Raw genomic sequence first — 25603 nt, forward strand, 5'->3', positions numbered from 1 at the left:
ATTATTATAATACTTATCAATAATTATGAAAGGAAGTTTAAATGAAGAGAATATTCTTAAGCTCAACTTTAGCTTGTGTTTTAGCAAGTTCTTTAAATGCTAGTTATGTAATAAAACCAAATGAAATGATTGATATTTATGATGATAGTATTAATAAAACTAGCATTCAAGCAAATCTTATTAAGTCTTTAAATCCAGATGATAGTTTTAAGTGGCATTATGCAAGATACTTTGAAGGCAAATCAAAAACTGATTTGTATTTTAGAGATATTAGCGTAAGAGATGATAAATTACTAGCAGCAGGGAGCTATCATTCATCAATAGTGTTATTTGATTTAAAAAATGACAATATTGTTTATAATGATTTTTACGCGATAAAAGATGCTGATCATTCTGAATTAGGTAAGAAATATCCAGAAGCTACCGACGATGCAAAAAAACAAGAAAAAGTTAAAGAAGATAGCAAAACAGATAATAATAATGATGATGAGTGGAGTGGGGCAAGTGAGCTTTTCGTAGAGCAAGTAGAATTTATAGATGATAAAACTGCTTTTGTAAATACTATGCCAAAATATTTAGGAAGAGATAATAAAAATGCTAGACCATATTTGCACCATTCAGGACTACATAAAATAAAATTAGATAATAGCGGTGATTTAAAGGAATTAGCCTTTTTAAAGGGTGAATATTTTTTGTTTAGAAAATACAAAGATGGTGTAATTGCTTTAGATGATAAAGAAACTTTTAGTATTTTTGATAAGAATTTAAAATTGATAAAAAGCTTTAAGATTAAAGATGTAGTAAAGGCTGATGTTAGTCTTGATAGATTATTTGTGCTTGTAAAAGGCGAAAATAAAGGCATTTATGAATACGATATTAAAAAATCTAAACTAAATAAAATCGCAGATTTTAACGCACAATATTTTGGTCGTCCTATAAAAGCTACTACAAGCCCTTTTTTAGTAAGTCCTGATGCAAAAAATATTTATTATACAACACCACATAATTATAATTCTAAGCTATGTAAAGTAAGTGTATTAAATCATACAACAGAGTGTTCAAATACAGGTTTTGCTTTATATTCTGGCTCTTATGCTATTAGTCCAGATGGTAAAACTTTGGCTTATACTTTTGGAGATAGATTAGGGCAAACTAGCATTTTTAATATTGAAAATAAGCCGTATTTAGCAGGAAGTATTAAGGGTGGGAATGTAAGTTATGCCGCTACATTTAAAGACAATAATACATTAATTGTTTCTAATAATCGTAGAAATATTGATATTTATGATTTATCAAAAGGCAAAAGCATTAGTATAGATGATAAATTTGAGAATTTAAAAGCAAATATTTTTAGTTTTATTGCACCAAATATGGAAAACATTAAAATTAAGATGAAAAATAGTGGTGGAAAAGAAAAAATAAAATCAGATATTATTTTTCCACAACATATTGATGGGATAAATATTGTTTATCTTTTACCTGATGAGTTTGCAGATTTTGTTGATGAAAAAGGTAAAATTTTTGCTTTACCAAAAAATGATTTAAGTGGGGAATTTAGCGTTATATTAAAGCTATGTGAAAACGGCAAAATAATTCGTGAAGAAGCCTTAACAACTCCATTTAATATAAAAGTTAGTAAGTGAAAGAATTTGTTTTTTCTTGTTTTAGCACAAAATGTGTTGTTAAATTAGAAGCTAGCGAATATGAAGCTTCTAATTTAGCTATTAAATGTTTTGAGCTTTGTAAGAATCTACATTTAAAATATAATTATTTTGATAATTCTTCGCTGGTATCTAAAATTAATAATAAAAGCAAAAATCGTATAAAATTAGACCAGCAAACTATGATGATTTTGCAAAAACTCTCAAGTCTTAGTGAAATTACTAATTATGCTTTTGATATTACATTAATCAATAAAAAATTAAAAAATAATGCAAAATATGGTAAAAATTCATATTTTTTATCTAAAAAATTTATAGAATTTGAAGATATAAATACAAAAATTGACTTAGGTGGTGTGATTAAAGAATTTGCAGTTGATGAATGTGCTAAAATTTGTGAAAAATACAAATATGTGATTAATTTTGGAGGGGATTTAAAGACTAATAAAGAAATATTTGTAAATATTAAAAATCCTAAAAATCCACAAGAAGCTATTAAAAAATGGCAAATCTTAAATCAATCGCTAACAACTTCAGCACAATATGAAAGAGCAAATCACATAATAAATACAAAAGATTTTAAATACTCTCAAGTTAGTGTAATAGGAGAAAACACGCTTAGTTGTGGGGTATTTTCAACTGCTTTGTGCTTTGAAGAATTTATTTTGCCTAAAGAGTATTTAGCAATTTGCATTGATTTTAATAACGAAATAAAATACCAATCTAATCGCGACAGGTAATTTAATATATTTTAAGTGAAGTGAAAATAAAGATAGTTTTATTATATTGCTTTAGAACAATCTTGATTAAAAATATTGTTATAAATGCTTGCTTTTTAGATATTTAAAGAAAAATAGCAATAATTTTTGTATTACTTTCATAAAATAGATAAAATTACAAATACTGCTTCTTATCTTACTCATTGCAACATAATTTGTTATCAAAATCATTATTAAGAGTATTTTTAAAAATTTAAATATATCTTTATGAATAGTGCTTAAAACTATTGCTTGTTATATTTTATTTGTAATATTTTACTAATTTTAATATGTTTGTCTTGTTAAAATAATTAGAAGTTTTATTGAGTTTTATGTCTATTAATATAGTTTTGTTGTGATTTTTTATATTGTGCTATCAATTTTAAATTCTATTTTTTTGCAAATAATTATATTGCGAATTTAATATTTAAAATATTTGTTTTATTTTAGATACGAGCTAAAAATAAAATTAAGGGAAATAAAAAAGTGGCTCCGGATGTAGGATTCGAACCTACGACCAAGCGGTTAACAGCCGCCTACTCTACCGCTGAGCTAATCCGGAATAAGTAGTAATCGTTAAGTAAAAGCGTAATAATAGCCAAGAAAATTTTGTTTGTCAAGAGTTTTTTGAAAAAAATATAAAAAAATGTGAAATTTAATAAAAAATGCTTTTAGTCAAAATGATTTATTGACTTAAAAGCACTTATAAATTATAAGTTTTTAAATAGTTTATAAGCAGGATTTATAAGCAATGCAGCGCAAAATGCTTTTGCAATATCAGTTACTATGAAAGGATATAACCCTATACTAAGTATTTTATCCTTAGGAACATAAAAGCTTAAAATAAATAAGCCACAAATATAAAGCACCGCAGTAGCTACTAGAGCATATAAACTTAACGCAAAGACATTGTTTATATCATGGTCTTTAGCTTTTCCCATAATATAACCCATAGCAATCAAACCAAAAATATACCCACCACTAGGGCTTAAAATTGCGTGCAAACCACCACCGCTAGCAAATACAGGAAAGCCACACAAACCTTCTAAAAACCATAAAATCAAACTAAATAAAGCTAGTCTTGAGCCTAAAGCATAAGATATAGTTAAAACCACCATAGTTTGCATAGTAAAGGGTATGATGTCTATGCTTATTTTTAAATTAGCAGCAAACGCTATTAAAATACTTGCTAGTAATACTTTAGCTGTATTGCTTGCGGTATTTTTCTTTAAGCAAAAACTTTTTAAAGCTGCTAACATAATCCCTCCTTTGTAAAATTAAAAAATGATTATATACTAAAAATAATATTTATAAAGGAAGAATTATGAAAAAACATTTAATAGCCACTAGAGTAGGGGCGTTTTATTTAGAAGATGATAAAATTACGCCTTTTATTTACGATGAAGCCCCGACTGATTTGATTAATCATTATACAAGCAGAATAAATCATAGTTCAAGAATTAAAAATCCTTGCGTTAGGCGTGGATTTTTAGATGGTTCTAAGGATAGATTAGATGATGAGTTTATAGAGATTTCTTGGGATAAGGCCTTTGAATTAATTGCAAATAATCTTAAAAAATATTATGAAAAGTATGGCTCTAGCAGTATTTACGCTGAAAGTTACGAATGGGGTGGGGTAGGTAAAATCGGCTGGGGTAGAATGCTAATTCATAGACTTATCAATGCTCTTGGTGGCGGGGTCTTTGAGTTAGGAGATTATTCAACCGGCTCTGCAATAGCTAGTATGCCTTATGTTTTTGGCTCATCTTGTGTTTATGAAAGAGCAACTGATTATAAAGAAATAATCAAACACGCTAAAGTAGTGGTGTTTTGGGGAGCTAATCCTATTATTACAAGTAAAATTGCCCACGATATTCCTATGCACGAACACGAAAAATATCTAAAACAAATGGCTGAAAATAAAGATATTGAAGTAATTTTTATAGATATTAGGGCTAATGAGAGTGCAAAAATGATGAATGCAACAACTCTAACTCCTAATTCAAATTCTGATATGGCAATGGCTACTGGAATGTGCAATTATCTTTATACTAATAACCTTTATGATAAAGAATTTATAGAGAGTAAAACCACAGGATTTGATACATTTAAAGACTATTTTCTAGGCATAAACGACGGTGTAAATAAGGACTTAGAATGGGCTAGTAAGATTTGTGGTATTAGCAAAACTGATTTAGAAAATCTAGCCTTAAAGCTTAAAAATAATCCTAGTAATATTTTATTAGGTAGGTCAATTCAAAGACAATTAAACGGAGAATTTAACTACTTAGCAATAATTTGCTTAGCTGCTATGTGCGGACATATAGGCAAAGATGGTTTAGGGATTGAGTTTAATTTAAGCAGTGGTTGCAAGGGTGAGAGTGCAAAAAATACAGAAAAATTAAGCGATATAAATGCACTTTTAGGCGAAATAAAAGGCAAAAATCATTATATCCCAAGCTCAAGACTTAGCGAGTGCTTATTAAAGCCTAATACAAAAAGCACTTATAAAGATGAAGAAATCATCTATCCTGATATAAAATTAATGATAAATGCTTGTGGCTCATACCTTACCCATCAGCCAAATAGCAATGAGAGTTTAAAGGCTTTAAATAATCTTGAGTGCATTATCACACTTGAGCCTTTTTGGACGGCTCAAGCTAAGATGAGCGATATTGTTTTGCCTATTGCTATTGAAGGGGAGCGTTATGATATAGAGCAAAGCACGAATAAAGAAATAATTTTTGCACTAAAACCTATAAAAGAGCCTTTTTATAACGCAAAAAGTGATTTTGAAATATGCAAAGAAATAGCAAAAAGATTTAATAAATCTTATGAATTTTGCCGTGATTTAGATGAATTAGACTTAGTAAAATTAGCTTATTTAGATATTAAAGAAAGATATTTTAAAAAAGGAATAATTTTAAGTGAGTTTGATGAGTTTTTAGAAAAATCTTATGAAAAAGTGCAGGGCTTAAGCGAGTTAGAGCCTTTTACAAGATTTAAAAACATAAAAAATATTAATTTAAGTATAAAAAACAATATCGCAAAATACGAGCAAAAAGATGAGCTTTTAAGCAAATATCCTTTATTTTTAACTTCTGCACATAGTCCTTATAGACTTCATTCACAACTACATAATAGCGATATAAGAGATAGTGAAAATGATTTAGAGCCTGTTTATTTGCATAAAGATTTAGCTATTAAAAAGGGCATTAAGCAAGGAGATATTGTAAGGGTTTTTAATGATAGGGGTGAGATTTTAGTGGGGGTTAGAATAATTTGTGATATTAATCCTAATAATATTTTGATTTTTCAAGGTGCTTGGTGGCAAATTGATGGTAAAAGGTGCCTAAATGGAAATGTAAATGTGCTAACAAGCTCAAGCCCAAGTTCAGCTGTATCAAATAGCAACACAGCTCACACTTGTAAAGTAGATATAGAAAAATTTAATGGCACTAAAAACTGGGAGAAAGACTGCTTTAAAGCTCCGAAAATTATTAAGAATTTATAATTTAAATTCTTATTTTAATTATCCTAAAAACTAGGATAATTAAAATTCTTTTTTGTTTAAATCATCTAAAATATTGCTAGCTAGACTATCTACGCTATTTGCAGCTTTATTTGTATCATTTGCAATATTATCATTTTCTTTACTTAGCTCATCAATTTCGTTTATGGTTGTATTGATTAGATTAATTGCTTGAGTTTGCTCATCTATACTCATACCAATATCGTGAATTTGTTGGACTAATAATTTTACATTAGCTTCTACTTGATTTAATGATGAGCTAGTGTTATTAGCTAATTTGCCAACTTCACTTGCAACCACGCTAAATCCACGCCCATGCTCACCTGCACGCGCTGCTTCAATAGCAGCATTTAAGGCTAATAAATTTGTATCTTCTGCAATGCCTCTAATAACATCAATAACGCTTTTTATGCTATCGCTTTGTTGAATGATTTCTTGGCTTTTTTGAGCTACTGCAGTCATTGAGCTTGACATTTGATTGATTGCTACTGCACTTTCTTCAAGGTTGTTTTTAGCCTTTTTGCTACCATTTAATAAAAGCTTCATATTTTCTTTTAAATTATTAGAATTTGATTTTAAAGTATTGCTTATATTTTCTTGAGAATAAAGCATATTTTTAATTTCTTGTTGCAAGGTATTTAGGCTATTTTCTATTTCTCCTATTGGGTTTTTTATATTATTTTTGAAATTCATATTTGAGTATTCTTTTAATAGCTCATCAATTTGGTTAATATCTTTTCCTATTTTTAGTTTTAGAGTTTGCAACATTTCTTTTAGAATTTCTTTTAATTCTTTTATTTTTGGATTGTAAGGTTCGCTGGTTATTTCATTGTTTAAACTACCTTGTTTAATAGAATTTGTAATATTTGTAATTTCATTTATACAGGTTTGGTCTTTTTCATAATTTTGCTTTAGTTCTAATACGGTTGCATTTATTTGCATAGCCATTTTGCCAAATTCGTCTTTGTTGTTTGTGATTATTTTATCTACATCATTGCTTTTATATCTTAAAAAATCAAAAAAACTATTAAGACCAGTATTGATTAAAGTAAGGTTTTTAATGATATTTTTAGATATTACATAAGCTAAAAACATATTTAAAATCTGTGCTAATAAGGCTATTATTATTTGAATAATTATTTCTTGTTGAGCTTCAGACTTATTTATATTTGCTTTATTTAGAATTTGATTTGTTATTTCGTTTTCTAATTTTTTATAATCTTCTATCACATTAGTAGCTACTTGGAAAAATTCATTTGCATTTATATTAAAATTACCATTTATATTATTATTCATAGTAGTTGATATAAATTCTTGAAGTTTTTTATAACTTTCAAGATTTGAAAGATTTTTTAAATATTCATCTATAAAATTAATTTTTAATTCTTTTAATTCTTTTAATTTTCCAGAAATACTTGTATTTAGGTAACTAATGTTTGAAAAAGTGTTAATATCCATAGTATTTGCATTAAATACTCCGTTTAAAGTCCCCCTTAATAAGCCATATCTTTCTTTTGTAGTAGCTACTAAATTAAGAGCATCGCTTAAACTAGCATAGCTTTCATCAAGACTTTGAGAAATATCTTTAACTTTTTTGATTTGTTGATTTATTAAATTAGTATAATTTTGTAATACTACAGCTCTATTAGCCTTATTATCTACCATATTTCTTAGATTATCAACTTCGTTTTTTAAGTCGTTATTTAAAATAAATTTAGCTCTATGTTCTATTAAAGTTTGTTTATTTGCACCAGCTAAAAATCCTACGCTAAGCCCACGCTCAACTTGTAATAAGTGAATTATTTCGTTGGTTTGAGATATTATCTTTACGCTATCTTGTGCAGTTATTGAAGAATTATATGTCTTATAACTATTTTTAATTAGCAAAATATTATAAATTAATAATATAATTAAAAATGTGCTTGTAAGCAATAAAAGTTTTTTAGAAATAGATATTTTAGAAATCATAAGTCCCCTTAATTAATAGATTTAGATTTTTATTTTAAAGTTTTTTAAAGAATTATATAGATTTTAGGAGAATGGATGAAATTTTTTTTAATTTTTTGTATGTTTTTTTCAACATTACTAGGTAGCTCATTTAAAGGAAGTGATTTTGATGAGTTAAAAAGTATTGATGTAAGAGATTATTATATTAGCGAATATATTGATGGTATGGGTGCAAACTGGGATGGTAAAAAGTTATATAATAATCATAATCAAACTTATGAAATTAGCAAAGATTTTACAAAGGATTTTCCACCTTTTGAGATAAAAGGTCTTTTATTTTGTGGGACAGATTATTATGATACCTTTAATGATGTTATGTTAAACAAGCTTAAATGTGCTAAGTTTTATGTGGTTGATGTCCCTAATCAAAAGGGAGATTTAAAGGATAGATTAAATTATTTAAGAGATTATTTAAAAGAACACCCTAATAAAAATATTACATTCGTAGTTCAGAATGAATTTAATAGTGAAGATGAATTTGTAGATTTTTTTAATGAAGTTATATTAAAAGAATCAGAGGGCGTATATTTACACAAAAAGAACACTAATTATGATGTTCCAAGACAAGATAAAATAGTTCAAATTAGAAAATTTTATAAAGACAATTGCGTTATATCAAAAACTAATTTAAACAATGAAGGTAAGCTAATTAATTATGAATGCCAATGGAAAAAGATTAACGCTTTAAGAGCTCTTACTAAATTTACCGATGAAAAATTAAATAATAACGAGCTTACAACTATTACTATAGGCAGTGGTTTTAATATAAACGAAATTAATAAACCATTAAACATAGGAACCAAGATTGCATTTAAGTATTATAAACTTGATAAAGATGGAAAACCTATGCATAGCGTATTTATTAGAAGTTTTTAAGGAGTGGGTATGAAAAAATTATTATTTGTTGCTAGTTTTATTGCTGTATTTTTTAGTGCTTGCAGCGATGAAGCTAAAACTACAAGTATTAAAACTGGAGATATATTAACTTTAAAAAGTTGGGATAATCAAGAAATAAAAATCAAAAGAGAAGAAAATGGCTTTAGTTTGGTTGATAGCAATAAAATTTTAATTATTGATATATTTGGGACTTTTTGTCAGCCTTGTAGAGCCGAAGCTCCAATGCTTTTTGATATACAATCAAAGCATTTAGATGATTTAGTGTTTGTTGGATTATCTTATGCAGAAGAAGCAGATAATGAAAAATTAAAAGAATTTGCAAAGAACTATAATGCGTATTATTTTTTAACAAATGATAAAAGAGCAGATTTGATAGTAGAAGCAATAACAGATGATATAAAATATAATACTCAGGTTCAATTACCTTTTAAAGTAATGTTAAAAGATGGTAAATATCAAAAATTAGGAAATGAGTATTTTATTTTAGGTAAAGCCGATGAAGGATTATTAAGAGAAAGTATAAATAAAGCAAAGGAAAATAAATGAAAAAATCTTTAATCTTATTAAGTGTATTAGTGTTGTTTGGTTGTGTAAATACTAACAATGTTGAGGTAGCAAAAGAAGTGAAAAAATTAGAAAATAAAGAATATAAAATATCAAAAATTATAGTTAAAGACACAAATAAAGAATATAGCAATTCTAGTAATTGGTCTTTAATAATTGAAGATAATAAATTAGGAATGTTTGTAGGTTGCAATAGAATTTTTAGTGCTATAAAACAAGAAAATAATAATATTTATTATGAAAATCCAGCAAGCACAAAAATGATGTGCCCTAATCAAGTAATGGAAGTAGAAAACGCAGTTGCTAGTAGTCTTACAAGTATGCAAATAATAGAAAATGGCTTAGAAAACGATAAAGTAAAAATTATTTTTGAATAATGATTTTTCTAGCAAACAAACCAATTAATATTAGCTCTAATTCTTACGCTTTAAAATTAGGTAAAAAATTAGGGCTAAAATTAGGATATTCAGGCACACTTGACCCATTTGCTAGCGGGGCATTACTCTGTGCTGATAAAAAACACGCAAAATTATTTCGCTTTTTAAATCTTGAGCCAAAAGTCTATGAAGCAACGATTTGGCTTGGTGCAATTAGCCCTAGCTTGGATAATGAAAACATAAGCTTTTGTAGTGTTAAAGAGCCTAGTTTAGAGCAAATTATGCAAGCTTTTGCTAAGTATCAAGGAGATATAACTTACACTCCGCCTATATTTTGTGCTAAAAAAATCAATGGTAAAAGAGCGTATGAGTTAGCTAGAAATGGCGAAAAGGTTGAGCTAAATGAGTGTGTAATGAGTGTAAAAGCGGAGTTTTTGCATTATAATTTCCCTTTTATTAGTTTTAGATTAAGTGCTAGCAAAGGCACTTATGTTCGTTCATACGCCAAGCTAATTTGCGATGAATTAGGTGTAAAAGGGACTTTAAGTGCTTTAAGAAGACTTAGTGAAGGCGGCTTTAAAGAATTTAAAAATTATGATGCTTTTGGAAGTGTTGGTTTAGAAGAAAATTTTTATTTAGGCGATATAAACGACTTGCTATTAGGCAAAAAATTAAGCTTAAATGATTTTAAAAAACAAGATTACAAAATTTATAAAATAGATTTAGGAGATTGTTTTAGCATTATTAGATTAGATGAAAAAATAGAATATATTTTAAATAAGGTGGAAAAATGTTAGTAGTATCAAGAAATGCAGGTGAAGGAATAGTTATTGATGGTGGGATTAAAATTAAGATTTTTGAAATAAAGGGCGATTCGGTAAAAATCGGTATAGAAGCTCCTAAACAAACTTTAATTTTAAGAGATGAATTAGTAGATTCTATAAAAGATGAAAATATCCAATCAGCTGCATCTTCAAGTGAATTGTTAGATAGTTTAGTAAGCTCACTTTCAATGTATAAAAAAGATAAATAATGAAAGCTTTTGCAAAGATTAATATATTTTTAAAAATCACAGGCAAAAAGGATAATTATCATCAATTAATTTCAAGATTTTATAGGATTGATAATTTATATGATGAGCTTTATTTTATACCTAAAAGCGAAGCTAGGAATTTAGATAAAACTTTAATTCCTAATTCAAATTCTTTATTAAAAATCAATGGAATTACTTACGAAAATGAGTTTAAACAAGATGAATTGATGGATAAATTTTATTTGATAAATGATAATTTAGTAAGTAATTTTTATTCTAAAAGCGATATTTTTTCAAAAGTTTTAAGTTTGATTGATGAGAATTTAAAACAAGAATTTCAAAATAATTTCGCTTTAGTTTTACACAAAAATATCCCTACTTTTGCAGGACTTGGCGGTGCTAGTTCTAATGCTGCTTGTTTTATAAAACTATTAAATGATATAAAGCCTTTTGATACTAAAGCAATTGCTAGGCTTAGTGGGGCTGATGTGAGCTTTTTTGAAAGCGGGCTAAAGAGTGCTAATGTTAGTGGATATGGTGAGATAATTGATGATTTTAGCGATGATTTATGCGATTTTTCATTAGAATTTAGCACACCTTGTAGCACAAAAGATGTTTTTAGCGAATTTGCAAAAGAGCCAAAATATTATGAAAATGACGAATTGAGTAAATTAAAGACAAAAGAGCTTTTAAATAATTTTACAAATTATGAATTAAATGATTTGCTAAAACCTTGCAATGCTTTATATTCTATCACTTTAGACTATGCTAATAAGGGCTTATTTTTAAGTGGTAGTGGGGGTAGTTTTTTTAAACTTAAATCATAATTTATCTAATTTGCTTTAGTTTAGAATTGTTTATTTTAAACATTTTTGATGAACTTTTTTGAGCTAAATCCAAATCCACAATTACATTGGCTATATTTTTTGCATAATTTATATCAAATTCATATCCGTGCAAATTTGCACTACTTGAGTATAAATATTTAAAATTCTTTAAAAATAAACTATGTTTATTATCATTTACTAGCCTAAATGATATTTGGTTTTTATATATAAAGGTTGTTTTTTTAGCTTTTCTTACTTGATTTTTAAATTTATTTGGAACTCTTGCAAGGTTTTTAAGGCTAGTTAGATATGTGCTTGTGATTATGCAAGGTTTATTGATTTCTCTTTTTTTAGCTAAATTAATTTCTTTATAATCTTTACTTAAAAATCCAGCTGTAGTATCGGTTTGTGCTAGATAAATCATTTAACAAAACTTGGAATTTTATTTAATATCATAGTTGTAAAATCTATCATTTGATTCATCATCCAAGGCATTAAAAATATAATAATTACTACGACTAAAATGATTTTTGGCACAAAACTTAAAGTCATTTCGTTAATTTGGGTTGTCGCTTGAAATATACTTATTAAAAGTCCTGCAATAAGTCCAGCTAAGAGCATCGGAAGTGATAATAAAAGTGCTATTTTAAAAGTTGATACCCCAAGTGCAACTAAAGTGCTTTCCATATTAATCCTTATCATCAAAGTGTTAAACAATTTTAGGCAAAATTACTTAACTATTTATTATTAAAAAACAAGGAATACCCATTAGAAACGATTTTATTAAATTATTAAAAGAAATAGACATAAACCTTTGGCTACTTGTTTCTATATTTATTACACATTGTGTTTATTGTTTTTTGTTTTTAATTAATGGTATTTTTCCTATGGCTATTTTTAATATTTACTCAATAACGAGTTATTTTGTAGCAATTTGCTTTTATTTAAAAGACAAAATAACAGCAGCGTTTTTTGTAGCATTTGCCGAAATATTTTTACACCAAATTATGGGTTCTTATTATTTAGGGTTTGAAAGTGGATTTAGCACTATTATGATGTGCTTATTTTTCTTGCAATTTACATTTTTTAGCAAGTGGCTTTATAGAATATCAGTAAGTTTATTTTTGCTTTTTAGCATATATGGTTTATATTATTTTAGACATTATTTAGTAGGTGAATATAGTAATAGTCAAGATTTGTTTTTCTATATCAATACATTTTCAAGCTCTGTTTTTATGTTAATTTATGGTGGTCTTGCAACGGTTACTTCAAATAAAAAATTATCCGACTTAACTTATTTGGTTTATAGAGATTTTCTAACAGGTCTTTTTAATAGAAAATACTTTGAAGAAAAGATAATTCCTAACTTCAATAAAGATGAATCACTTTTAATAGCAATTTGTGATATAGATAATTTCAAAAGAATTAATGATACTTATGGTCATGATATAGGCGATATAGTTTTAAAAAGTGTAGCATCAGCAATTCAGTATGAAATGTTAGGGCTTAAAGGCGTTGTTTCTAGATGGGGTGGCGAAGAATTTGTAGTGAAATTAAATGTGAAAAACAATCAAGAAGCAGAATACTATATGAATGTAGTAAAAAATTCAGTTTCAAAACAAGAATTGAAAAAATATAACATAAAACCAACTATAACAATTGGTGGTATTTTTATTAAAAATCCTTGTAAAGATAGTTTTGAGCATTATTTTAAAATTGCCGATCAAGAATTATATTTTGGTAAAAAAAGCGGCAAAAATTGTGTAAATATACAAGTTTCATAATTTTTTTATAATTAAGTTTAATTTAAGAAAAAAAATATATAATTCTGTCTTTATTTCATAAGTGCGGGAATAGCTCAGTGGTAGAGCACAACCTTGCCAAGGTTGGGGTCGCGAGTTCGAACCTCGTTTCCCGCTCCATTATTTTACATATTTTGCCCAGATGGCGGAAATGGTAGACGCAAGGGACTTAAAATCCCTCGGTAGTTTTTACCGTGCCGGTTCAAGTCCGGCTCTGGGCACCATAAGGTGATATAGCCAAGCGGTAAGGCATGGGCCTGCAAAGCCTTGATCCTCGGTTCAAATCCGAGTATCACCTCCAATAAGGCTTTTGCAAAAAATCTTTTATCGCTTGTTTGATAATTTTTCGGGAGATGGCTGAGTGGTCGAAAGCGGCGGTCTTGAAAACCGTTGAGGTGCAAGCCTCCAGGGGTTCGAATCCCTTTCTCCCGGCCACTTCATTTTTAACAATCTTTTTCATTTTATATTTTTTTAAAAAAGTATTTTGTTCTAGCTTTTTTAGCTCCTTTGTTAGAAGAAAATATTTTAATTGAGTGTTGAAAAACACTCAATATATTTTAATTAGAATTTAATTCCGAATTGATTTATTAACAAACCATCAAGCATTCCATTAAATTGGTCTAAAAATCCCATTTCTTTTACTATTGTAAGTGCAAAATAAGATGAAGTGATAGGTCCAGCACTTGTGATTATATTTTTACGAACTACTACAGGCTCATTTAATCTTCTTCCTTTAATTCCTTCTTCACAACCTGGATAGCAAGTAAATTCATCACTTAAAACCCCAGCATTTGCTAAAACTATTGGAGAAGCACAAATTGCTGCTATTAATTTGTTTTGAGAATTTAAATCTTGTAAAATTGATTTGATTTTTTCACTATTTTTAAGATTTGTCATACCACCAAAACCACCTGCTAGAGCAATTGCATCAATGTTTTTAGTATCAACTTCGCTTAGTTTTACCTTAGCTTTTAAAACCATACCAGTATCTAGTGTAACTTCTAAATTATCATCTAAACTAGCACAAATTACATTTATATTAGCTCCATAATTTTTCGCTCTTAGAAGAATATCAATAATGCTAATTAATTCAATATCTTCAGCTCCATTTGCCATAGGCACTAAAATATTTTTCATTTTTACTCCTTTTAATTAGATTAGAGAATAATATTAATTAAAATTAAGTAATTAATTGTTAATATTCATTTTCAAATTTTTTAAAAAGGATATTGATGGATACAACAATTCAAGATGTAAAAGCCACAACCACAGAAACTCTGAATAAACTAATTGATTTGCAAAGTGCAGGTTTTGATTTTGAAGGATTTTTCTTAAAATATGGTTTTAAGATTTTAGGTTCAATTCTTATTATTATTTTAGCATTGTTTTTAATGAAAGTTGTAGGAAAAATTTTAAGAGTTACTTTAATTAAAATTAGCACAGATGAGACTTTAACCAATTTCTTAGTTAAGCTTGTAAAAATTATAATTTTAGTTGTTGGAATTCTAGCAGCACTTAATAATGTTGGTGTTGATACGACTTCATTCGTTGCTTTATTTACAGCTACATCTTTTGCTATATCTTTTGCATTTAAAGAAACTTTATCAAATATAGCTGCGGGTGTTTTGGTTGTAGTGTTTAGACCTTTTAAAATAGGTGATTATGTAAAATTTGGTGCAGGAGAAGGATTTGTATCTGATATATGTTTGTTTTCAGTTACGCTTAGAACATACGATAATACAAATATAATAGTTCCAAACTCAAAAGTTATAAGCGATAATATTTATAATTATTCTCGTGAAAAAACAAGAAGAATTGATTATTCTAAAGTAATTGACCCATCAACTTTATGTGATGTTAGAAAAGAAGTTGAAACAGCATTAGGTCAAAATGAATTAATTTTAAAAAATCCAGCAATTTATGTTGGGGTTAAAAATGTAAATGATACTAATATAGAAATAGCAATTCAACTATGGGTAAAAAATGAAAATTATGAAAAAGCTTCAATGCAGGTAAATGAAGCACTTGCAAAGATATTTATAAAATAATTTTAGAATTTGAAATGAGATTTTTATCTTATTTCAAATTCTTTTTTTCACAATAAAACTTAAAACATAAGCAATCATAAAGCAAAAACAAGCAAGTAAAATTATACAAGCTCCACTGCTTAATTCATAAGCAATACTTAAAATTAATCCACCTAAGCAAAAAAATAGCGATAATAATACAGAAATAATCATCATAGATGAAAGCTTAGTGCAAAACATAGAAGAAATATAGCTAGGAATACAAAGCAAAGCTAGTATTAAAACCATTCCAACTACTCTTAAACTAATCACTATACAAACAGCGGCTGCAATTATTAGCATATAATAAATTAGATTTGCATTAACACCATTTGCCTTGCAAAACTCACTATCAACGCTAACTCCTATTAATTGTCTATAAAACACAAAAGCCATTATGATAAAAGCTATATCAGCACTTAACATAATATAAATATCACTTAATTCAACTGCCAAAATAGCTCCAAATAAATAGCTAAAAACTATGGAATTTGAATTAGGACTTAAATCGCTAAGCAATATCCCAACACTCATTCCAAAAGCCCATACTACACCAATTACAGCATCTTGATTTTTGTAATTTCTTGATAAATATGCAATCAAAATAGCACAAGCAATAACAAAGGCTAAAGTACTAAGCATCGTGCTAACTCCAAAATAAAGCGAAATCCCAAGCCCACCATAAGCTGCGTGAGAAATACCACCTACCATTGCTACAAGGCGATTTGTAAGAACAAGCGCTCCTATAATCCCACAAGCAATGCTTACTAAAACCGCTGCTAAAATTGCATTTTGAATAAAATTATAATTTAGATATTCCATAATTTTCCCATATATCAACTTCGCATAAATTATTTTTATGCGTTGCTAAGTGTAATAATTTGTTGCTATCAAGACCTTTTGTGATTTTGTGTAAATGTGCGGTCTTGCTAATATGAATTAATTTATTTGCATACGAAGAAATTAAAGCTATATCGTGGCAAACACAAATTATGCTAATTCCTTGATTATTAAGGCTTTTTAATAATTCAAACACTTCTATTTGTCCTTTTGCATCAATACTAGCAGTAGGCTCATCAAGTAATAATAATTCACAGCCACTAAGTATTGCTCTAGCTATTAAAACTCTTTGCTTTTGCCCGCCACTTAAACTTGCAAATCTTTTATTTGCATAATCTTTTAAGCCCAATTTTTCAAGTGCTAAAAGTGCATTTAATTTATCTTGTTTTGAATTAAAAAAGAATGAATTTCTTTTTAAAGTTCCCATCAAAACCACATCTAAAACATTGATAGGGAAACTAGGATTTATATTAGCAACTTGCGGAACATAACTTAATTTATTTGTGTTTATAATAATTTCGCCTTTACTTGGTTTTAACAAACCCAATAAAAGCTTTAAAGTTGTGCTTTTTCCACCGCCGTTTGCTCCTATAATTCCTACGAATTCATTTTTTTCTACATTAAAACTAATATTGCTTAAAATCTCTTCCGTATCGTAAGAAAAGCTTACATTTTTTACTTCAATCATCCAAAAAATCCTATAAATAATCCAACGCATATTACAAATACAAGGCTTAAAATCTCTATTTTTGAGTTAAATTTAAATCTTGTTATTATAAATGCACTTAAAAATATAGCTAAACTCATACCTAATGCGATTAATAAAGCCGCTATAAAAGCTCTAGCACCTAAGCTACTTATAAAACCAATTACTAAAATAAGTCCAGGACAAGGCAATAAACCTATGCTAAATGCTAAGAAATTATCAAGAACTTTTTCTTTATTTACTACATTTAAAATTCTATTCTCATTAGCCACACTAAAGCTTTTTATATTATTTGGTGTTTTTGCAATTTGTGAAATTTGTGGTTTTTTTAGTTTTAAATAAAGCAAAATAAGTGCTAAGAAACTTATTAAAAATCCTGAAATTTTATTAAGATTTAAAAGATTAAATAAAGAGAAAAAACTAGCAATTATAAAGGCATTTGCTAAGTGAATAAAACCTACTTTTAGACTAAAAAATAATATTTTTTTCTTAGAGTTCATAAAATAAGCTGCGGTTATGCTTTTTCCGTGACTTGGTAATAAAGCGTGAAAAAAGCCATAAATTAGTGCGATAGGATATAAATATATGCTATTGTCTTTTAATAATTCAAGCATTTTGCTCTGTAATTTTGCTAATTTTTCTAATAAAATATCATAAAATGATTTTGAAGTGTTGGTTTCAAATTCTTTTGATTTTTCTACTTTTTCATCTACTTTTTGAGCTATTTTTTCTATTACATTTGCTTTTTGAAATTCATAATAAACTGCATTTAGATTAATGTTTTCATTAATGCTAAAACCATCTACTTTATAGGTATTTTCTTTTATTTTAAAATTAAAAAACCCATCTAAATCCTCTACCGAAAACATTAAAACTCTATCAATTTTAGGACTAAAATCATAATCTATAAAGTATTCTAAAAAAAGCTCCTTATCAAAACTTACTTTAATATCTTTAACAATAAATTTGATTTTTTTGCTTTCTCCGAATGGCAAATCATAATATTTTAAAGTAGTTAAAAAATCTCTAGGTAGTAAATAATCAAGCAAAGCAGCACGAACGGCTACTAATTCTTTTTCATCTAAATTCTTGTCATTATTTAAATCATAGCCGTCTAATAGTGTTTGTGAAAAATTAGAAGAAAATTCCCATGAAATGGAATTTCCTTTAAAGCTAACATGAGCAGTTGGCGTATATAAAGCACATAAAGCACAAGCGTATATATTAATGCTTAGAACAATTATCGTTAATAATTTTCGCAAAGTTTAAAAGCTCCTTAGATAATTCATTAGAAAGTTGATTGATTTCTACTAATTTTAATCCACTTTCCTTGTGAATGGTTTTTGCTAATTTATCATTAAATTGCGGTGCTTTTAAAACAAGGCAAGCTTTTTTATCTTTTGCAATTTCTATGATTTTTGCTAATTCACTAGGTTTTATTTCTTTACCTTCAAATTCTAAAGTATATTCAACAAGATTATATCTTTTAGCAAAATATCCCCACGATGGATGAGCACTTATAAAACCTTTTACATTCACATTTTTCGTTAAATCATATATTTTTAAGTTTAATTCATCTAATTCTTTTTCATAATTTTTTAGATTTTCATCAATTGTTTTGCTTTCATTAGGAAAAGCTTCTTTTAAAGCATTAGCTGAATTTTGTGCAATTTGTTTTAATAAAATAGGATCAGTCCAAATATGCACATCTAAGCCTGAATGCTCGTGATGATGTTCGTGGTGATGGTGCTCTTCTTTATGATTTGAGCCTATGTGATGAATTAAGTCTTTTTTAATATCTTTTACGCTCATATTTTTAGGATAATAAGTTGGCCAATTATCCATTTCTTTTAGCAATTCTTCTTGACTAGAGTTGCCAAAAAATATATGAAAATGTTCTAAATCTTTTGTAGGAGCGATATTATGGTCGCTAAATTGCACATATTTAAAAGCCGCATCTTTATTGGTAGCTTCAAATAAATATCTAACACCTTTTTTACCTGATTCATAGGTTAATATTTTGTATCCAATATATTTATAATTTGATTTTTTACTTATACCATTTTGTATAAATTCCATACTATCTTTTGTAATGATTATGCTTTCTACATCGGTTTTATAGCCATTTAGATAATATTCTTTATATTCTTGCTCGGTTTTATCTTTTTTTGCATTTGATTTTAATTTGTAATATTCATCAAAATCTCCATCTTTAGCGTAAGGATAAATTGATTTCCAATCACCAATCCAATCACTTAAATCTCTATTTTTTACATCATTATCATCAAAAATCCCATTATACACATCATTATTATGTTCGTGATGGTGCTCGTTTAATTCTTTATGAGAATAATTATTTTTTTGGATATTTTCATCAGTGTGAATTATTTTTATATTGGTATTTTCGGCAAGTCTTTTAAGCCATATATCTTCAATTTCAACCCCGATACCTAAAAATACTTTAGCCTTACTAAGCTCCATCATTTGCTTTGGTTTTGGCTCGTAAGTATGCGGGTCAGCTCCTGCTGGCATAAGAGTTGTAATATTTGCATTTGGTAATAGTTTTTTAACAATTTCAACTTGTGGTAATATGCTAACTCCTACATTATTAGCTAATAAATACACGCTAGCTAATGAACTTAATAATATCTTTTTCATTGCAATTCCTTTTCATAAATGTTTTAAAGTTGCAAGTGTAGTAAATTGTTGCTTAAATGCAACTTAGTTGCAAAAAATAAATTAGGTTTAAATTTTAATTTTTTTTGCTATTATTTACGAGATGAATTCAGTAAAATTATTAAAAAAGCACGATATCGGTATTACAGAACTTAGAATTTTATTATTAGATGAGCTTTTAGCTGCTAAAGAGCCTATGAGTTTTGATGAATTTAAAACTAAGGCAAATAAAACTACATTTTATAGGACGATGGAGCAGTTTCAAAAGTCTAAATTGGTAAATAAAATTGATTTAGATGGCAAGGGTTATTATCAAATAAATAAAGGTAATAATGCACTTTTTGTGTGTGATATTTGTCATCATACTAAAGATTTGGAGTTTCCAACAATTAATAATTTAAAAGTTAATTCTGTCTTGGTAAAAGGAGTTTGTGAGGAATGCAAGGACAATGATGAATAAGATTATATTTTTAATTGTATTTATTGTTTTTGCTTTTGCAGATGAGAATATATATAAACCTTTAACTAGCATACCTTATGATAAAAAATTAGCTGCCGTTGGTAAAAGATTATATTTTGATGTAAATTTAAGTCCTAATAAAGTATCTTGCAATACCTGTCATAATTTAAATCTTACTGGTAGTGGGACAAATAATTCTGGTATAAATTCTGATAATTTAACAAATCCACCAACAATTTTAAATATTGTATATTCTAATTTATTTTTTAAAGACGCAAATATTACTGATTTAAGAGAACAAATTAAACAAACATTAAAAGACGATATGAATATTACGCCTGATGAATTTAATAGTTGGGTTAAGTTAAATGTAACATATCAAAGATGGTTTAATGAAATAGGATTAGCCGCTAATTATGATAATTTAGTAAGTGTTTTGGTAGAATTTGAAAAAGCCTTAATAACTCTTGATGCTCCTTTTGATTTGTATTTAAAAGGAGATAAAAATGCTATAAGTGATAATGCTAAAAGAGGACTTAAATTATTTAATTTTTATGGCTGCTCGTCGTGTCATAATGGTAGTAATTTTGGAAGTAATATAATTGCTGATATAAATACTAGCTTTTCAGAAGGCTGTAAATTAGAAGATAAAAAAGTAAAAGTGCCTACTTTAAGAAATATTACAATTACCCAACCATATACATATCAAGGAGCATTTAATAATTTAGAAGATATTGTTAGAGTTATGTCTGCTTGTCAATTAGGCATAGTTATGCCAGATAAAGATGTTGATGATATAATAGAATTTTTAAAAACACTTGAAGGAAAAAGACCTAAGATTTTGGAAGAGAAATGAATAGAGAATATAAAAATATAGAAATAAAAACATTTGTTCAAAAGATTTTACAGATTTTCATTGCTGCAATGATGGTTGGCATTTTTGTATGCACTGGAATATTTTTTACCAAACTTCATCAAATAGATATTAATTACGATATAAATAATCACATACACGAAATTATGTTAGATAATCAAGAATTAATGCTAAATATAGAAAGACCAAGTATTTATGCAAATTTTGAAAATAGTGGCAAGAAGTTAAGTGAGATTGATGTTAAAACTAATGAGCTAATTCAAATTCTTAAAAACAATAAACAATTAAATGCTAATGAAGAAGAAAAAATTAAAAGTAGTATAGAAAAATTAAAACAATATATAAAAGATTTTAATAGTTTATTAGGGACTAGCGGAAGTGATTTTAAAAGCTTTAATGTGCTTTATTCTCAATCAAAATTGGTTGATGTAAAACAAAATGTTTTAGAGTATATATTTGCTACTAAAATTAGCGTGAGTTCAATAAAAGGATATATTGAGTTTTTAGACTCATTAATAGAAAATAATACAAAACAAATTATTGATTATAAAACACAATTAATTGAATTAAAACAAAATTATGCAAAAACCAAATTAGATAAAGATAAAGAATATATAGAGCTTTTAGAAGATAAAATATCAACTATTGATGATGAAAAAACATATTTAATATTAAGTAGAAAATTATTAGATGGAGTGAAAAAACTTCACGAAGAAAAAAATGAAATTAAAAATTTCACAGATTTTGAAAATATTTTAACTCAATTAAAATTGCAAGTTTTAAGTAAAATTGAGCATTTAGAAAAGACAAATGACCAATTAGTTTTAGTTGGTGCAATTTTTGCAGTTTTATTAATATTTACTACTTTTATTATTTTTAAATATAGCCTAGATTTAACAAGTGCATTAAATATTTTATATAAAGCATTTTTAAATTCTCCAATTCAACAAGTTTTAATAAATACAAAAAATAAAAAGAATTTATATGCTGAATATGTAAATGATACTTTTACATTCAATGTTCATGCACCAACCGAACAAAGTGAAAGTATAAGAAAAGCACAAGCTGTGAATTTTTATGATTCATTAGATGGAATTATTGATTTGACTGATAGTGCTAAAGGGTTTGATTATGGAACGCTAATTCAAGAAAGTCATAGCAAAATCCAAGCTTATAATGAAAATGATATTACAAGTAGAAAAGAAACTAGATTTTTCTCTGTATTTAGAAAAAATTTAGGTGATAATATTGAGCTGATTAATAAAGTTGATGTAACTAAAAAAATCTTACAAATTAAAGATTATAAAACTAAGCTTGACAATATGCAAAAGAAATTAGATACAGATAGCTTAACAGGTTTATTATCTTTACAGGCTTTACAAGATAGGGAATTAAAAGACGATAAAGCTAATAAAAATAATATTTTCTTATATTTAAAAATTGATAATTTCAATGATTTAAGGCTGAATTATTCAACTATTATGATTGATGAAATTATAAAGATTTTTGCAAATTCTTTAAAAAATGCTTTAAATGTGAAAAATAACGATGAGGTATTAAAAAGCACCAGTATTTATCATTTGCAACTAGACGAGTTTTGTATAGTTTATAAAAACCACGAAGAAGCTATGGCAGCAGCTGATTTGATACAAAATCATTTTAAAACCCAAACAATGAACTCTACACGGGGTAAAAAAAATAAATTTGAGTTAAAAATAAATTCTGGTATGGAACTTAAAGACTTAGAATTAAATATCGGAATTTCAAGTGAGCGTGATATTAGAAAGTCAAATCAAGAGATTATTAATAGACTTGCACAAGCAATCTTAGCAAGTTATGAGACTATTAAAACAAAAGAGCCTTATTGTGTTTATAAAGAAGGTTTAAGTATAGAAAAACAACACGCAGAGCAACAAAGAGTAGTAGGTCAGATAAGATATGCTTTAGAAAATGATAAAATATTTGTGGTTTGTCAAGGTGTGCATAATTCTATCACAAAAGAAGTTTCTTATTATGAAGTATTAGTTAGGTTAAGAGATGAACATAACAATATAGTATCACCGGGACTTTTCTTAGATGTAGCAAGAAAAGTGGGTCTTTATAAAGATATTCAAGAAGTAGTAATTAATAAGGTTTTTGATTTGATAGAGCAATATCCTAATGCGAATTTTAGTATAAACCTAGCTAACTCTGATATTATCAATAAAGAAACTAGAGATGTGTTTGAAGGTAGATTAGAAAAATGCTCTCGCCCAGAAGCTTTATGTGTTGAGATATTAGAAAGCGAAAGTATTGATAAATACGATGATTTATCAAATTTCTTAAAATCAATTTCATTTAGGGGTTGTAAGATAGCAATAGATGATTTTGGTAGTGGATATTCAAACTTTTATAGATTATTAAAAATTAAGTTTGATTATTTAAAAATTGATGGCTCAATTATTGAAAGTTTAGTAATTGATAATAATGCTAGAACCGTTCTTGAAACTCTAGTGGGATTTGCTCATAAGCAAGGTTATGAAGTTGTGGCTGAGTTTGTAAAAAATCAAGAAATTTTAAAAATAGTTCAAGATTACGGAATAGAAAAAGCTCAAGGGTATGAGCTAAGCAAACCTGAAGAACCACATAATATTTTTATTTAGAATTTAAAATAGGAATTTGAAAATCTACTAATATATAAAAAGGAGCAAGAATGAGAAGTGATACTATTAAAAAAGGTTATACAAAAGCACCAAGTAGGTCATTATTAAGAGCCGTTGGGCTAAAAGATGAAGATTTTGCAAAGCCATTTATTGGGGTTTGTAATAGTTTTATAGAGATTATTCCAGGGCATTTTTATCTAAACAAATATGCTGAAATTATCAAAGATGAAATACGCAAAAACGGCTGTGTGCCATTTGAGTTTAACTGCATTGGTGTTGATGATGGTATTGCTATGGGACATAGTGGAATGCTTTATTCGTTGCCAAGTCGTGAATTAATAGCAAGTAGTGTTGAGACGGTTATGAACGCACATAGCCTAGATGCAATGATAGCTATTCCAAACTGCGATAAAATTACTCCAGGTATGATTATGGGGGCTTTAAGAGTGAATGTGCCTACTATTTTTGTAAGTGGTGGAGCGATGGCTGCAGGTAAGCTTAAAGATGGTTCTCAAATTGATTTAAATACAGCGTTTGAAGCGGTTGGCGAATACGAAGTTGGTAAAATTGATGAAGCGAAATTAAAAGAAATTGAATGTGCTGCATGTCCTGGAGCTGGAAGTTGCAGTGGAATGTTTACTGCAAATTCAATGAATTCTTTAATGGAAAGCCTTGGTATTGCACTTAAAGGAAATGGAACTATTTTAGCTTTAACTTCTGAAAGAGAAGAATTATTAAGAAGTGCTGCAAGAAGAATTTGTGAGATTGCAAAGAGCGAAGAGCTAAGCGAAAAATACAAAATTAGAAATATTTTAAATAATAAGAGTTTAAAAAATGCTCTTGTTTGTGATATGGCAATGGGCGGTAGCACGAATACAATTTTACATACTTTAGCAATTGCAAAAGAAGCTTATGCTGATGAGATTGATTTAAAATTAATGCACGAAATTGCTCAAGATACACCACATATAGCTAAGGTTAGCCCAAGTCTACCAGGAACTCATATGCAAGATGTAGGAAGTAGCGGTGGAATATATGCAATAATGAATGAAGTTAGTAAAAAAAGTAAATTCTTTAGCAAAGATGCACTTACTATTAGTGGAGATAGCATAGGAGAACTGATTAAGGATAGTAATCCTGATGGAAAAGCTATAAAAACTTTAAATAATCCATATTCTGAGCGTGGCGGATTATGTGTATTATTTGGCAATATCGCAAGAGAAGGTGCGGTAATAAAGGTAGCCGGTATCGTTGGTGATAAGGTTTTCCGTGGTAAATGTGTTTGCTTTAATTCTCAAGATGAAGCAATAGCAGGGATTAGCAGTGGAAAAGTGGTTGCTGGAGATTGTGTAGTAATTCGCTATGAAGGTCCAAAAGGTGGTCCTGGAATGCAAGAAATGTTAAGCCCAACAAGTCTTATTATGGGTAGGGGCTTAGGTGCGTCGGTTGCATTGCTTACTGATGGTAGATTTAGCGGGGCGACTCGTGGTTTTAGTGTGGGACATTGCTCGCCTGAAGCTGCTGAAGGTGGCGAAATAGGGCTTATTAAAGATGGAGATTTAATAGAAATTGACACTATTAAATGCACTATAAATCTATTAATTGATGATGAAGAAATGGCTAGAAGAAGAGCAGAATTTAAGCCTATTAAAAAAGAGCTTAATTCAAGATGGCTTAGAATGTATCAAAAGCTAGTTAGTAATGCTAGTAGCGGCGGTGTTTTAGACCTTGATGGTTTGAATGAAATGAAATAATTTTAGGGATTTCTTAAGGAAATTCCTAGTTTTGTATTTGAAATTTTTATAGAATTTGAAATTGTTTTTTTACTTTAAATAAATTAATAAAAATCTCTTATTTTATTAAGCTAGGAACAGAGAACCT

The 25603-nt window shown here is 27.8% G+C and carries 24 protein-coding genes, 5 tRNA genes and 1 pseudogene; 19 read left to right on the forward strand and 11 right to left on the reverse strand.

The annotated features are described in order from the left end of the window. Nucleotides 1-41 precede the first annotated feature (41 nt). The gene (locus KJR01_RS01495) at nt 42-1643 is read left to right on the forward strand and encodes a TolB family protein (protein ID WP_214116231.1); all 1602 of its coding nucleotides are present in this window, start codon (nt 42-44) and stop codon (nt 1641-1643) included. Next, complete coding sequence (locus KJR01_RS01500; protein WP_214116241.1) at nt 1640-2401, forward strand: FAD:protein FMN transferase; 762 nt, start codon at nt 1640-1642, stop codon at nt 2399-2401. The genes KJR01_RS01495 and KJR01_RS01500 overlap by 4 nt, the downstream gene beginning before the upstream one ends. Before the next feature lie 505 nt (nt 2402-2906). Here KJR01_RS01500 and KJR01_RS01505 read toward each other — a convergent pair. After that, nucleotides 2907-2981, reverse strand: a tRNA-Asn gene (locus KJR01_RS01505). Between the two features lie 148 nt (nt 2982-3129). Next, complete coding sequence (locus KJR01_RS01510) at nt 3130-3678, reverse strand: biotin transporter BioY (RefSeq protein ID WP_214116243.1); 549 nt, start codon at nt 3676-3678, stop codon at nt 3130-3132. Between the two features lie 65 nt (nt 3679-3743). On the opposite strand from KJR01_RS01510, the gene KJR01_RS01515 reads away from it, so the two are divergent. Then, nucleotides 3744-5933 (forward strand): molybdopterin-dependent oxidoreductase, encoded by a 2190-nt coding sequence (locus tag KJR01_RS01515; RefSeq protein ID WP_214116245.1) that lies wholly within the window; start codon nt 3744-3746, stop codon nt 5931-5933. A gap of 39 nt (nt 5934-5972) precedes the next feature. On the opposite strand, the gene KJR01_RS10490 is transcribed toward KJR01_RS01515, so the two are convergent. Both KJR01_RS10490 and KJR01_RS10505 read right to left on the reverse strand, forming a co-directional pair. Further along, a complete protein-coding gene (locus KJR01_RS10490; RefSeq protein ID WP_442862270.1) occupies nt 5973-7046 on the reverse strand; it encodes a methyl-accepting chemotaxis protein in 1074 nt (357 codons plus the stop codon). A 99-nt stretch (nt 7047-7145) separates the two neighbouring features. Next, nucleotides 7146-7919 (reverse strand): annotated as a pseudogene (locus tag KJR01_RS10505) (nitrate- and nitrite sensing domain-containing protein); the annotation flags it as partial. A 75-nt stretch (nt 7920-7994) separates the two neighbouring features. Between KJR01_RS10505 and KJR01_RS01525 the strand changes: the two are divergent. From KJR01_RS01525 to KJR01_RS01550, 6 genes are read left to right on the forward strand one after another with little or no spacing between them, the layout of a single operon-like run. Next, on the forward strand, nt 7995-8834 hold the full coding sequence (locus KJR01_RS01525) for a hypothetical protein (protein ID WP_214116255.1): 840 nt from the start codon (nt 7995-7997) through the stop codon (nt 8832-8834). Between the two features lie 9 nt (nt 8835-8843). Next, on the forward strand, nt 8844-9401 hold the full coding sequence (locus tag KJR01_RS01530; RefSeq protein ID WP_214116257.1) for a TlpA family protein disulfide reductase: 558 nt from the start codon (nt 8844-8846) through the stop codon (nt 9399-9401). Beyond that, nucleotides 9398-9796, forward strand: coding sequence for an META domain-containing protein (locus KJR01_RS01535; RefSeq protein ID WP_214116259.1), 399 nt, complete (start codon nt 9398-9400; stop codon nt 9794-9796). The genes KJR01_RS01530 and KJR01_RS01535 overlap by 4 nt, the downstream gene beginning before the upstream one ends. Further along, complete coding sequence (locus KJR01_RS01540) at nt 9796-10593, forward strand: pseudouridine synthase family protein (protein WP_214116262.1); 798 nt, start codon at nt 9796-9798, stop codon at nt 10591-10593. Before KJR01_RS01535 ends, KJR01_RS01540 begins: the two co-directional genes overlap by 1 nt. Continuing rightward, a complete protein-coding gene (csrA, locus tag KJR01_RS01545; RefSeq protein WP_214116264.1) occupies nt 10587-10829 on the forward strand; it encodes a carbon storage regulator CsrA in 243 nt (80 codons plus the stop codon). The genes KJR01_RS01540 and csrA overlap by 7 nt, the downstream gene beginning before the upstream one ends. Continuing rightward, the gene (locus KJR01_RS01550) at nt 10829-11656 is read left to right on the forward strand and encodes a GHMP family kinase ATP-binding protein (RefSeq protein ID WP_214116266.1); all 828 of its coding nucleotides are present in this window, start codon (nt 10829-10831) and stop codon (nt 11654-11656) included. Before csrA ends, KJR01_RS01550 begins: the two co-directional genes overlap by 1 nt. A 1-nt stretch (nt 11657) precedes the next feature. Here KJR01_RS01550 and KJR01_RS01555 read toward each other — a convergent pair whose 3' ends face one another. Together KJR01_RS01555 and fliQ are read right to left on the reverse strand one after the other, a co-directional pair. Beyond that, nucleotides 11658-12080, reverse strand: a complete 423-nt coding sequence (locus KJR01_RS01555; RefSeq protein WP_214116267.1) for a Sua5 YciO YrdC YwlC family protein — start codon at nt 12078-12080, stop codon at nt 11658-11660. Continuing rightward, a complete protein-coding gene (gene fliQ, locus KJR01_RS01560) occupies nt 12077-12343 on the reverse strand; it encodes a flagellar biosynthesis protein FliQ (protein ID WP_214116269.1) in 267 nt (88 codons plus the stop codon). Before fliQ ends, KJR01_RS01555 begins: the two co-directional genes overlap by 4 nt. 200 nt (nt 12344-12543) lie before the next feature. On the opposite strand from fliQ, the gene KJR01_RS01565 reads away from it, so the two are divergent. From KJR01_RS01565 to KJR01_RS01585, 5 genes are all read left to right on the forward strand, one after another. Further along, nucleotides 12544-13440, forward strand: coding sequence for a GGDEF domain-containing protein (locus KJR01_RS01565; RefSeq protein ID WP_214116278.1), 897 nt, complete (start codon nt 12544-12546; stop codon nt 13438-13440). Nucleotides 13441-13503: 63 nt separating this feature from the next. Next, nucleotides 13504-13578, forward strand: a tRNA-Gly gene (locus KJR01_RS01570). A gap of 16 nt (nt 13579-13594) precedes the next feature. Next, nucleotides 13595-13682: transfer RNA gene (locus KJR01_RS01575), tRNA-Leu, on the forward strand. A gap of 3 nt (nt 13683-13685) precedes the next feature. Next, a tRNA-Cys gene (locus KJR01_RS01580) sits at nt 13686-13759 on the forward strand. A gap of 46 nt (nt 13760-13805) precedes the next feature. Continuing rightward, nucleotides 13806-13893 (forward strand) — tRNA-Ser (locus KJR01_RS01585). Between the two features lie 126 nt (nt 13894-14019). Here the strand turns inward: KJR01_RS01585 and KJR01_RS01590 are convergent. After that, nucleotides 14020-14595 carry a DJ-1 family glyoxalase III gene (locus KJR01_RS01590; RefSeq protein ID WP_214116280.1) on the reverse strand — a complete coding sequence of 192 codons (576 nt, stop codon included), beginning with the start codon at nt 14593-14595 and terminating at the stop codon, nt 14020-14022. A 95-nt stretch (nt 14596-14690) separates the two neighbouring features. On the opposite strand from KJR01_RS01590, the gene KJR01_RS01595 reads away from it, so the two are divergent. Continuing rightward, nucleotides 14691-15506 carry a mechanosensitive ion channel family protein gene (locus KJR01_RS01595; protein WP_214116294.1) on the forward strand — a complete coding sequence of 272 codons (816 nt, stop codon included), beginning with the start codon at nt 14691-14693 and terminating at the stop codon, nt 15504-15506. A 33-nt stretch (nt 15507-15539) separates the two neighbouring features. Here the strand turns inward: KJR01_RS01595 and KJR01_RS01600 are convergent, their stop codons facing one another. The 4 genes from KJR01_RS01600 to KJR01_RS01615 are packed head-to-tail and all read right to left on the reverse strand — an operon-like array spanning nt 15540 to nt 19728. Then, nucleotides 15540-16346 carry a metal ABC transporter permease gene (locus KJR01_RS01600; protein ID WP_250325106.1) on the reverse strand — a complete coding sequence of 269 codons (807 nt, stop codon included), beginning with the start codon at nt 16344-16346 and terminating at the stop codon, nt 15540-15542. Beyond that, nucleotides 16327-17052 carry a metal ABC transporter ATP-binding protein gene (locus tag KJR01_RS01605; protein ID WP_214116301.1) on the reverse strand — a complete coding sequence of 242 codons (726 nt, stop codon included), beginning with the start codon at nt 17050-17052 and terminating at the stop codon, nt 16327-16329. Before KJR01_RS01605 ends, KJR01_RS01600 begins: the two co-directional genes overlap by 20 nt. Then, a complete protein-coding gene (locus tag KJR01_RS01610) occupies nt 17049-18332 on the reverse strand; it encodes a hypothetical protein (RefSeq protein WP_214116303.1) in 1284 nt (427 codons plus the stop codon). Before KJR01_RS01610 ends, KJR01_RS01605 begins: the two co-directional genes overlap by 4 nt. After that, the gene (locus tag KJR01_RS01615) at nt 18295-19728 is read right to left on the reverse strand and encodes a metal ABC transporter solute-binding protein, Zn/Mn family (RefSeq protein ID WP_214116305.1); all 1434 of its coding nucleotides are present in this window, start codon (nt 19726-19728) and stop codon (nt 18295-18297) included. The genes KJR01_RS01610 and KJR01_RS01615 overlap by 38 nt, the downstream gene beginning before the upstream one ends. A 121-nt stretch (nt 19729-19849) precedes the next feature. Here KJR01_RS01615 and KJR01_RS01620 point away from each other — a divergent pair, with 121 nt between their 5' ends. From KJR01_RS01620 to ilvD, 4 genes are read left to right on the forward strand one after another with little or no spacing between them, the layout of a single operon-like run. Then, on the forward strand, nt 19850-20206 hold the full coding sequence (locus KJR01_RS01620; RefSeq protein WP_214116307.1) for a transcriptional repressor: 357 nt from the start codon (nt 19850-19852) through the stop codon (nt 20204-20206). After that, the gene (locus KJR01_RS01625) at nt 20199-21062 is read left to right on the forward strand and encodes a cytochrome-c peroxidase (protein WP_214116310.1); all 864 of its coding nucleotides are present in this window, start codon (nt 20199-20201) and stop codon (nt 21060-21062) included. Before KJR01_RS01620 ends, KJR01_RS01625 begins: the two co-directional genes overlap by 8 nt. Next, nucleotides 21059-23722, forward strand: a complete 2664-nt coding sequence (locus KJR01_RS01630) for an EAL domain-containing protein (RefSeq protein ID WP_214116311.1) — start codon at nt 21059-21061, stop codon at nt 23720-23722. Before KJR01_RS01625 ends, KJR01_RS01630 begins: the two co-directional genes overlap by 4 nt. 50 nt (nt 23723-23772) lie before the next feature. Then, nucleotides 23773-25476 (forward strand): dihydroxy-acid dehydratase, encoded by a 1704-nt coding sequence (ilvD, locus tag KJR01_RS01635; RefSeq protein WP_214116313.1) that lies wholly within the window; start codon nt 23773-23775, stop codon nt 25474-25476. The last annotated feature ends 127 nt before the right edge of the window (nt 25477-25603 follow it).

This window comes from Campylobacter sp. 2018MI10 (genome assembly GCF_018501175.1).
In the GTDB taxonomy this organism is placed as follows: Bacteria; Campylobacterota; Campylobacteria; order Campylobacterales; family Campylobacteraceae; genus Campylobacter_E.

Bases quoted from the DNA above. Each gene is read 5' to 3' on its own strand.
- KJR01_RS01550 (WP_214116266.1), top strand. From the start codon at position 10,829: ATGAAAGCTTTTGCAAAGATTAATATATTTTTAAAAATCACAGGCAAA.
- KJR01_RS01565 (WP_214116278.1), top strand. From the start codon at position 12,544: ATGGCTATTTTTAATATTTACTCAATAACGAGTTATTTTGTAGCAATT.
- KJR01_RS01615 (WP_214116305.1), bottom strand. From the start codon at position 19,728: ATGAAAAAGATATTATTAAGTTCATTAGCTAGCGTGTATTTATTAGCT.
- KJR01_RS01620 (WP_214116307.1), top strand. From the start codon at position 19,850: ATGAATTCAGTAAAATTATTAAAAAAGCACGATATCGGTATTACAGAA.
- KJR01_RS01605 (WP_214116301.1), bottom strand. From the start codon at position 17,052: ATGATTGAAGTAAAAAATGTAAGCTTTTCTTACGATACGGAAGAGATT.
- KJR01_RS01595 (WP_214116294.1), top strand. From the start codon at position 14,691: ATGGATACAACAATTCAAGATGTAAAAGCCACAACCACAGAAACTCTG.
- KJR01_RS01555 (WP_214116267.1), bottom strand. From the start codon at position 12,080: ATGATTTATCTAGCACAAACCGATACTACAGCTGGATTTTTAAGTAAA.
- KJR01_RS01515 (WP_214116245.1), top strand. From the start codon at position 3,744: ATGAAAAAACATTTAATAGCCACTAGAGTAGGGGCGTTTTATTTAGAA.
- KJR01_RS01630 (WP_214116311.1), top strand. From the start codon at position 21,059: ATGAATAGAGAATATAAAAATATAGAAATAAAAACATTTGTTCAAAAG.
- KJR01_RS01590 (WP_214116280.1), bottom strand. From the start codon at position 14,595: ATGAAAAATATTTTAGTGCCTATGGCAAATGGAGCTGAAGATATTGAA.
- KJR01_RS01625 (WP_214116310.1), top strand. From the start codon at position 20,199: ATGAATAAGATTATATTTTTAATTGTATTTATTGTTTTTGCTTTTGCA.
- ilvD (WP_214116313.1), top strand. From the start codon at position 23,773: ATGAGAAGTGATACTATTAAAAAAGGTTATACAAAAGCACCAAGTAGG.
- KJR01_RS01525 (WP_214116255.1), top strand. From the start codon at position 7,995: ATGAAATTTTTTTTAATTTTTTGTATGTTTTTTTCAACATTACTAGGT.
- KJR01_RS01600 (WP_250325106.1), bottom strand. From the start codon at position 16,346: ATGGAATATCTAAATTATAATTTTATTCAAAATGCAATTTTAGCAGCG.
- csrA (WP_214116264.1), top strand. From the start codon at position 10,587: ATGTTAGTAGTATCAAGAAATGCAGGTGAAGGAATAGTTATTGATGGT.
- KJR01_RS01495 (WP_214116231.1), top strand. From the start codon at position 42: ATGAAGAGAATATTCTTAAGCTCAACTTTAGCTTGTGTTTTAGCAAGT.
- KJR01_RS01540 (WP_214116262.1), top strand. From the start codon at position 9,796: ATGATTTTTCTAGCAAACAAACCAATTAATATTAGCTCTAATTCTTAC.
- KJR01_RS01535 (WP_214116259.1), top strand. From the start codon at position 9,398: ATGAAAAAATCTTTAATCTTATTAAGTGTATTAGTGTTGTTTGGTTGT.
- KJR01_RS01530 (WP_214116257.1), top strand. From the start codon at position 8,844: ATGAAAAAATTATTATTTGTTGCTAGTTTTATTGCTGTATTTTTTAGT.
- KJR01_RS01510 (WP_214116243.1), bottom strand. From the start codon at position 3,678: ATGTTAGCAGCTTTAAAAAGTTTTTGCTTAAAGAAAAATACCGCAAGC.
- KJR01_RS10490 (WP_442862270.1), bottom strand. From the start codon at position 7,046: ATGTTTTTAGCTTATGTAATATCTAAAAATATCATTAAAAACCTTACT.
- fliQ (WP_214116269.1), bottom strand. From the start codon at position 12,343: ATGGAAAGCACTTTAGTTGCACTTGGGGTATCAACTTTTAAAATAGCA.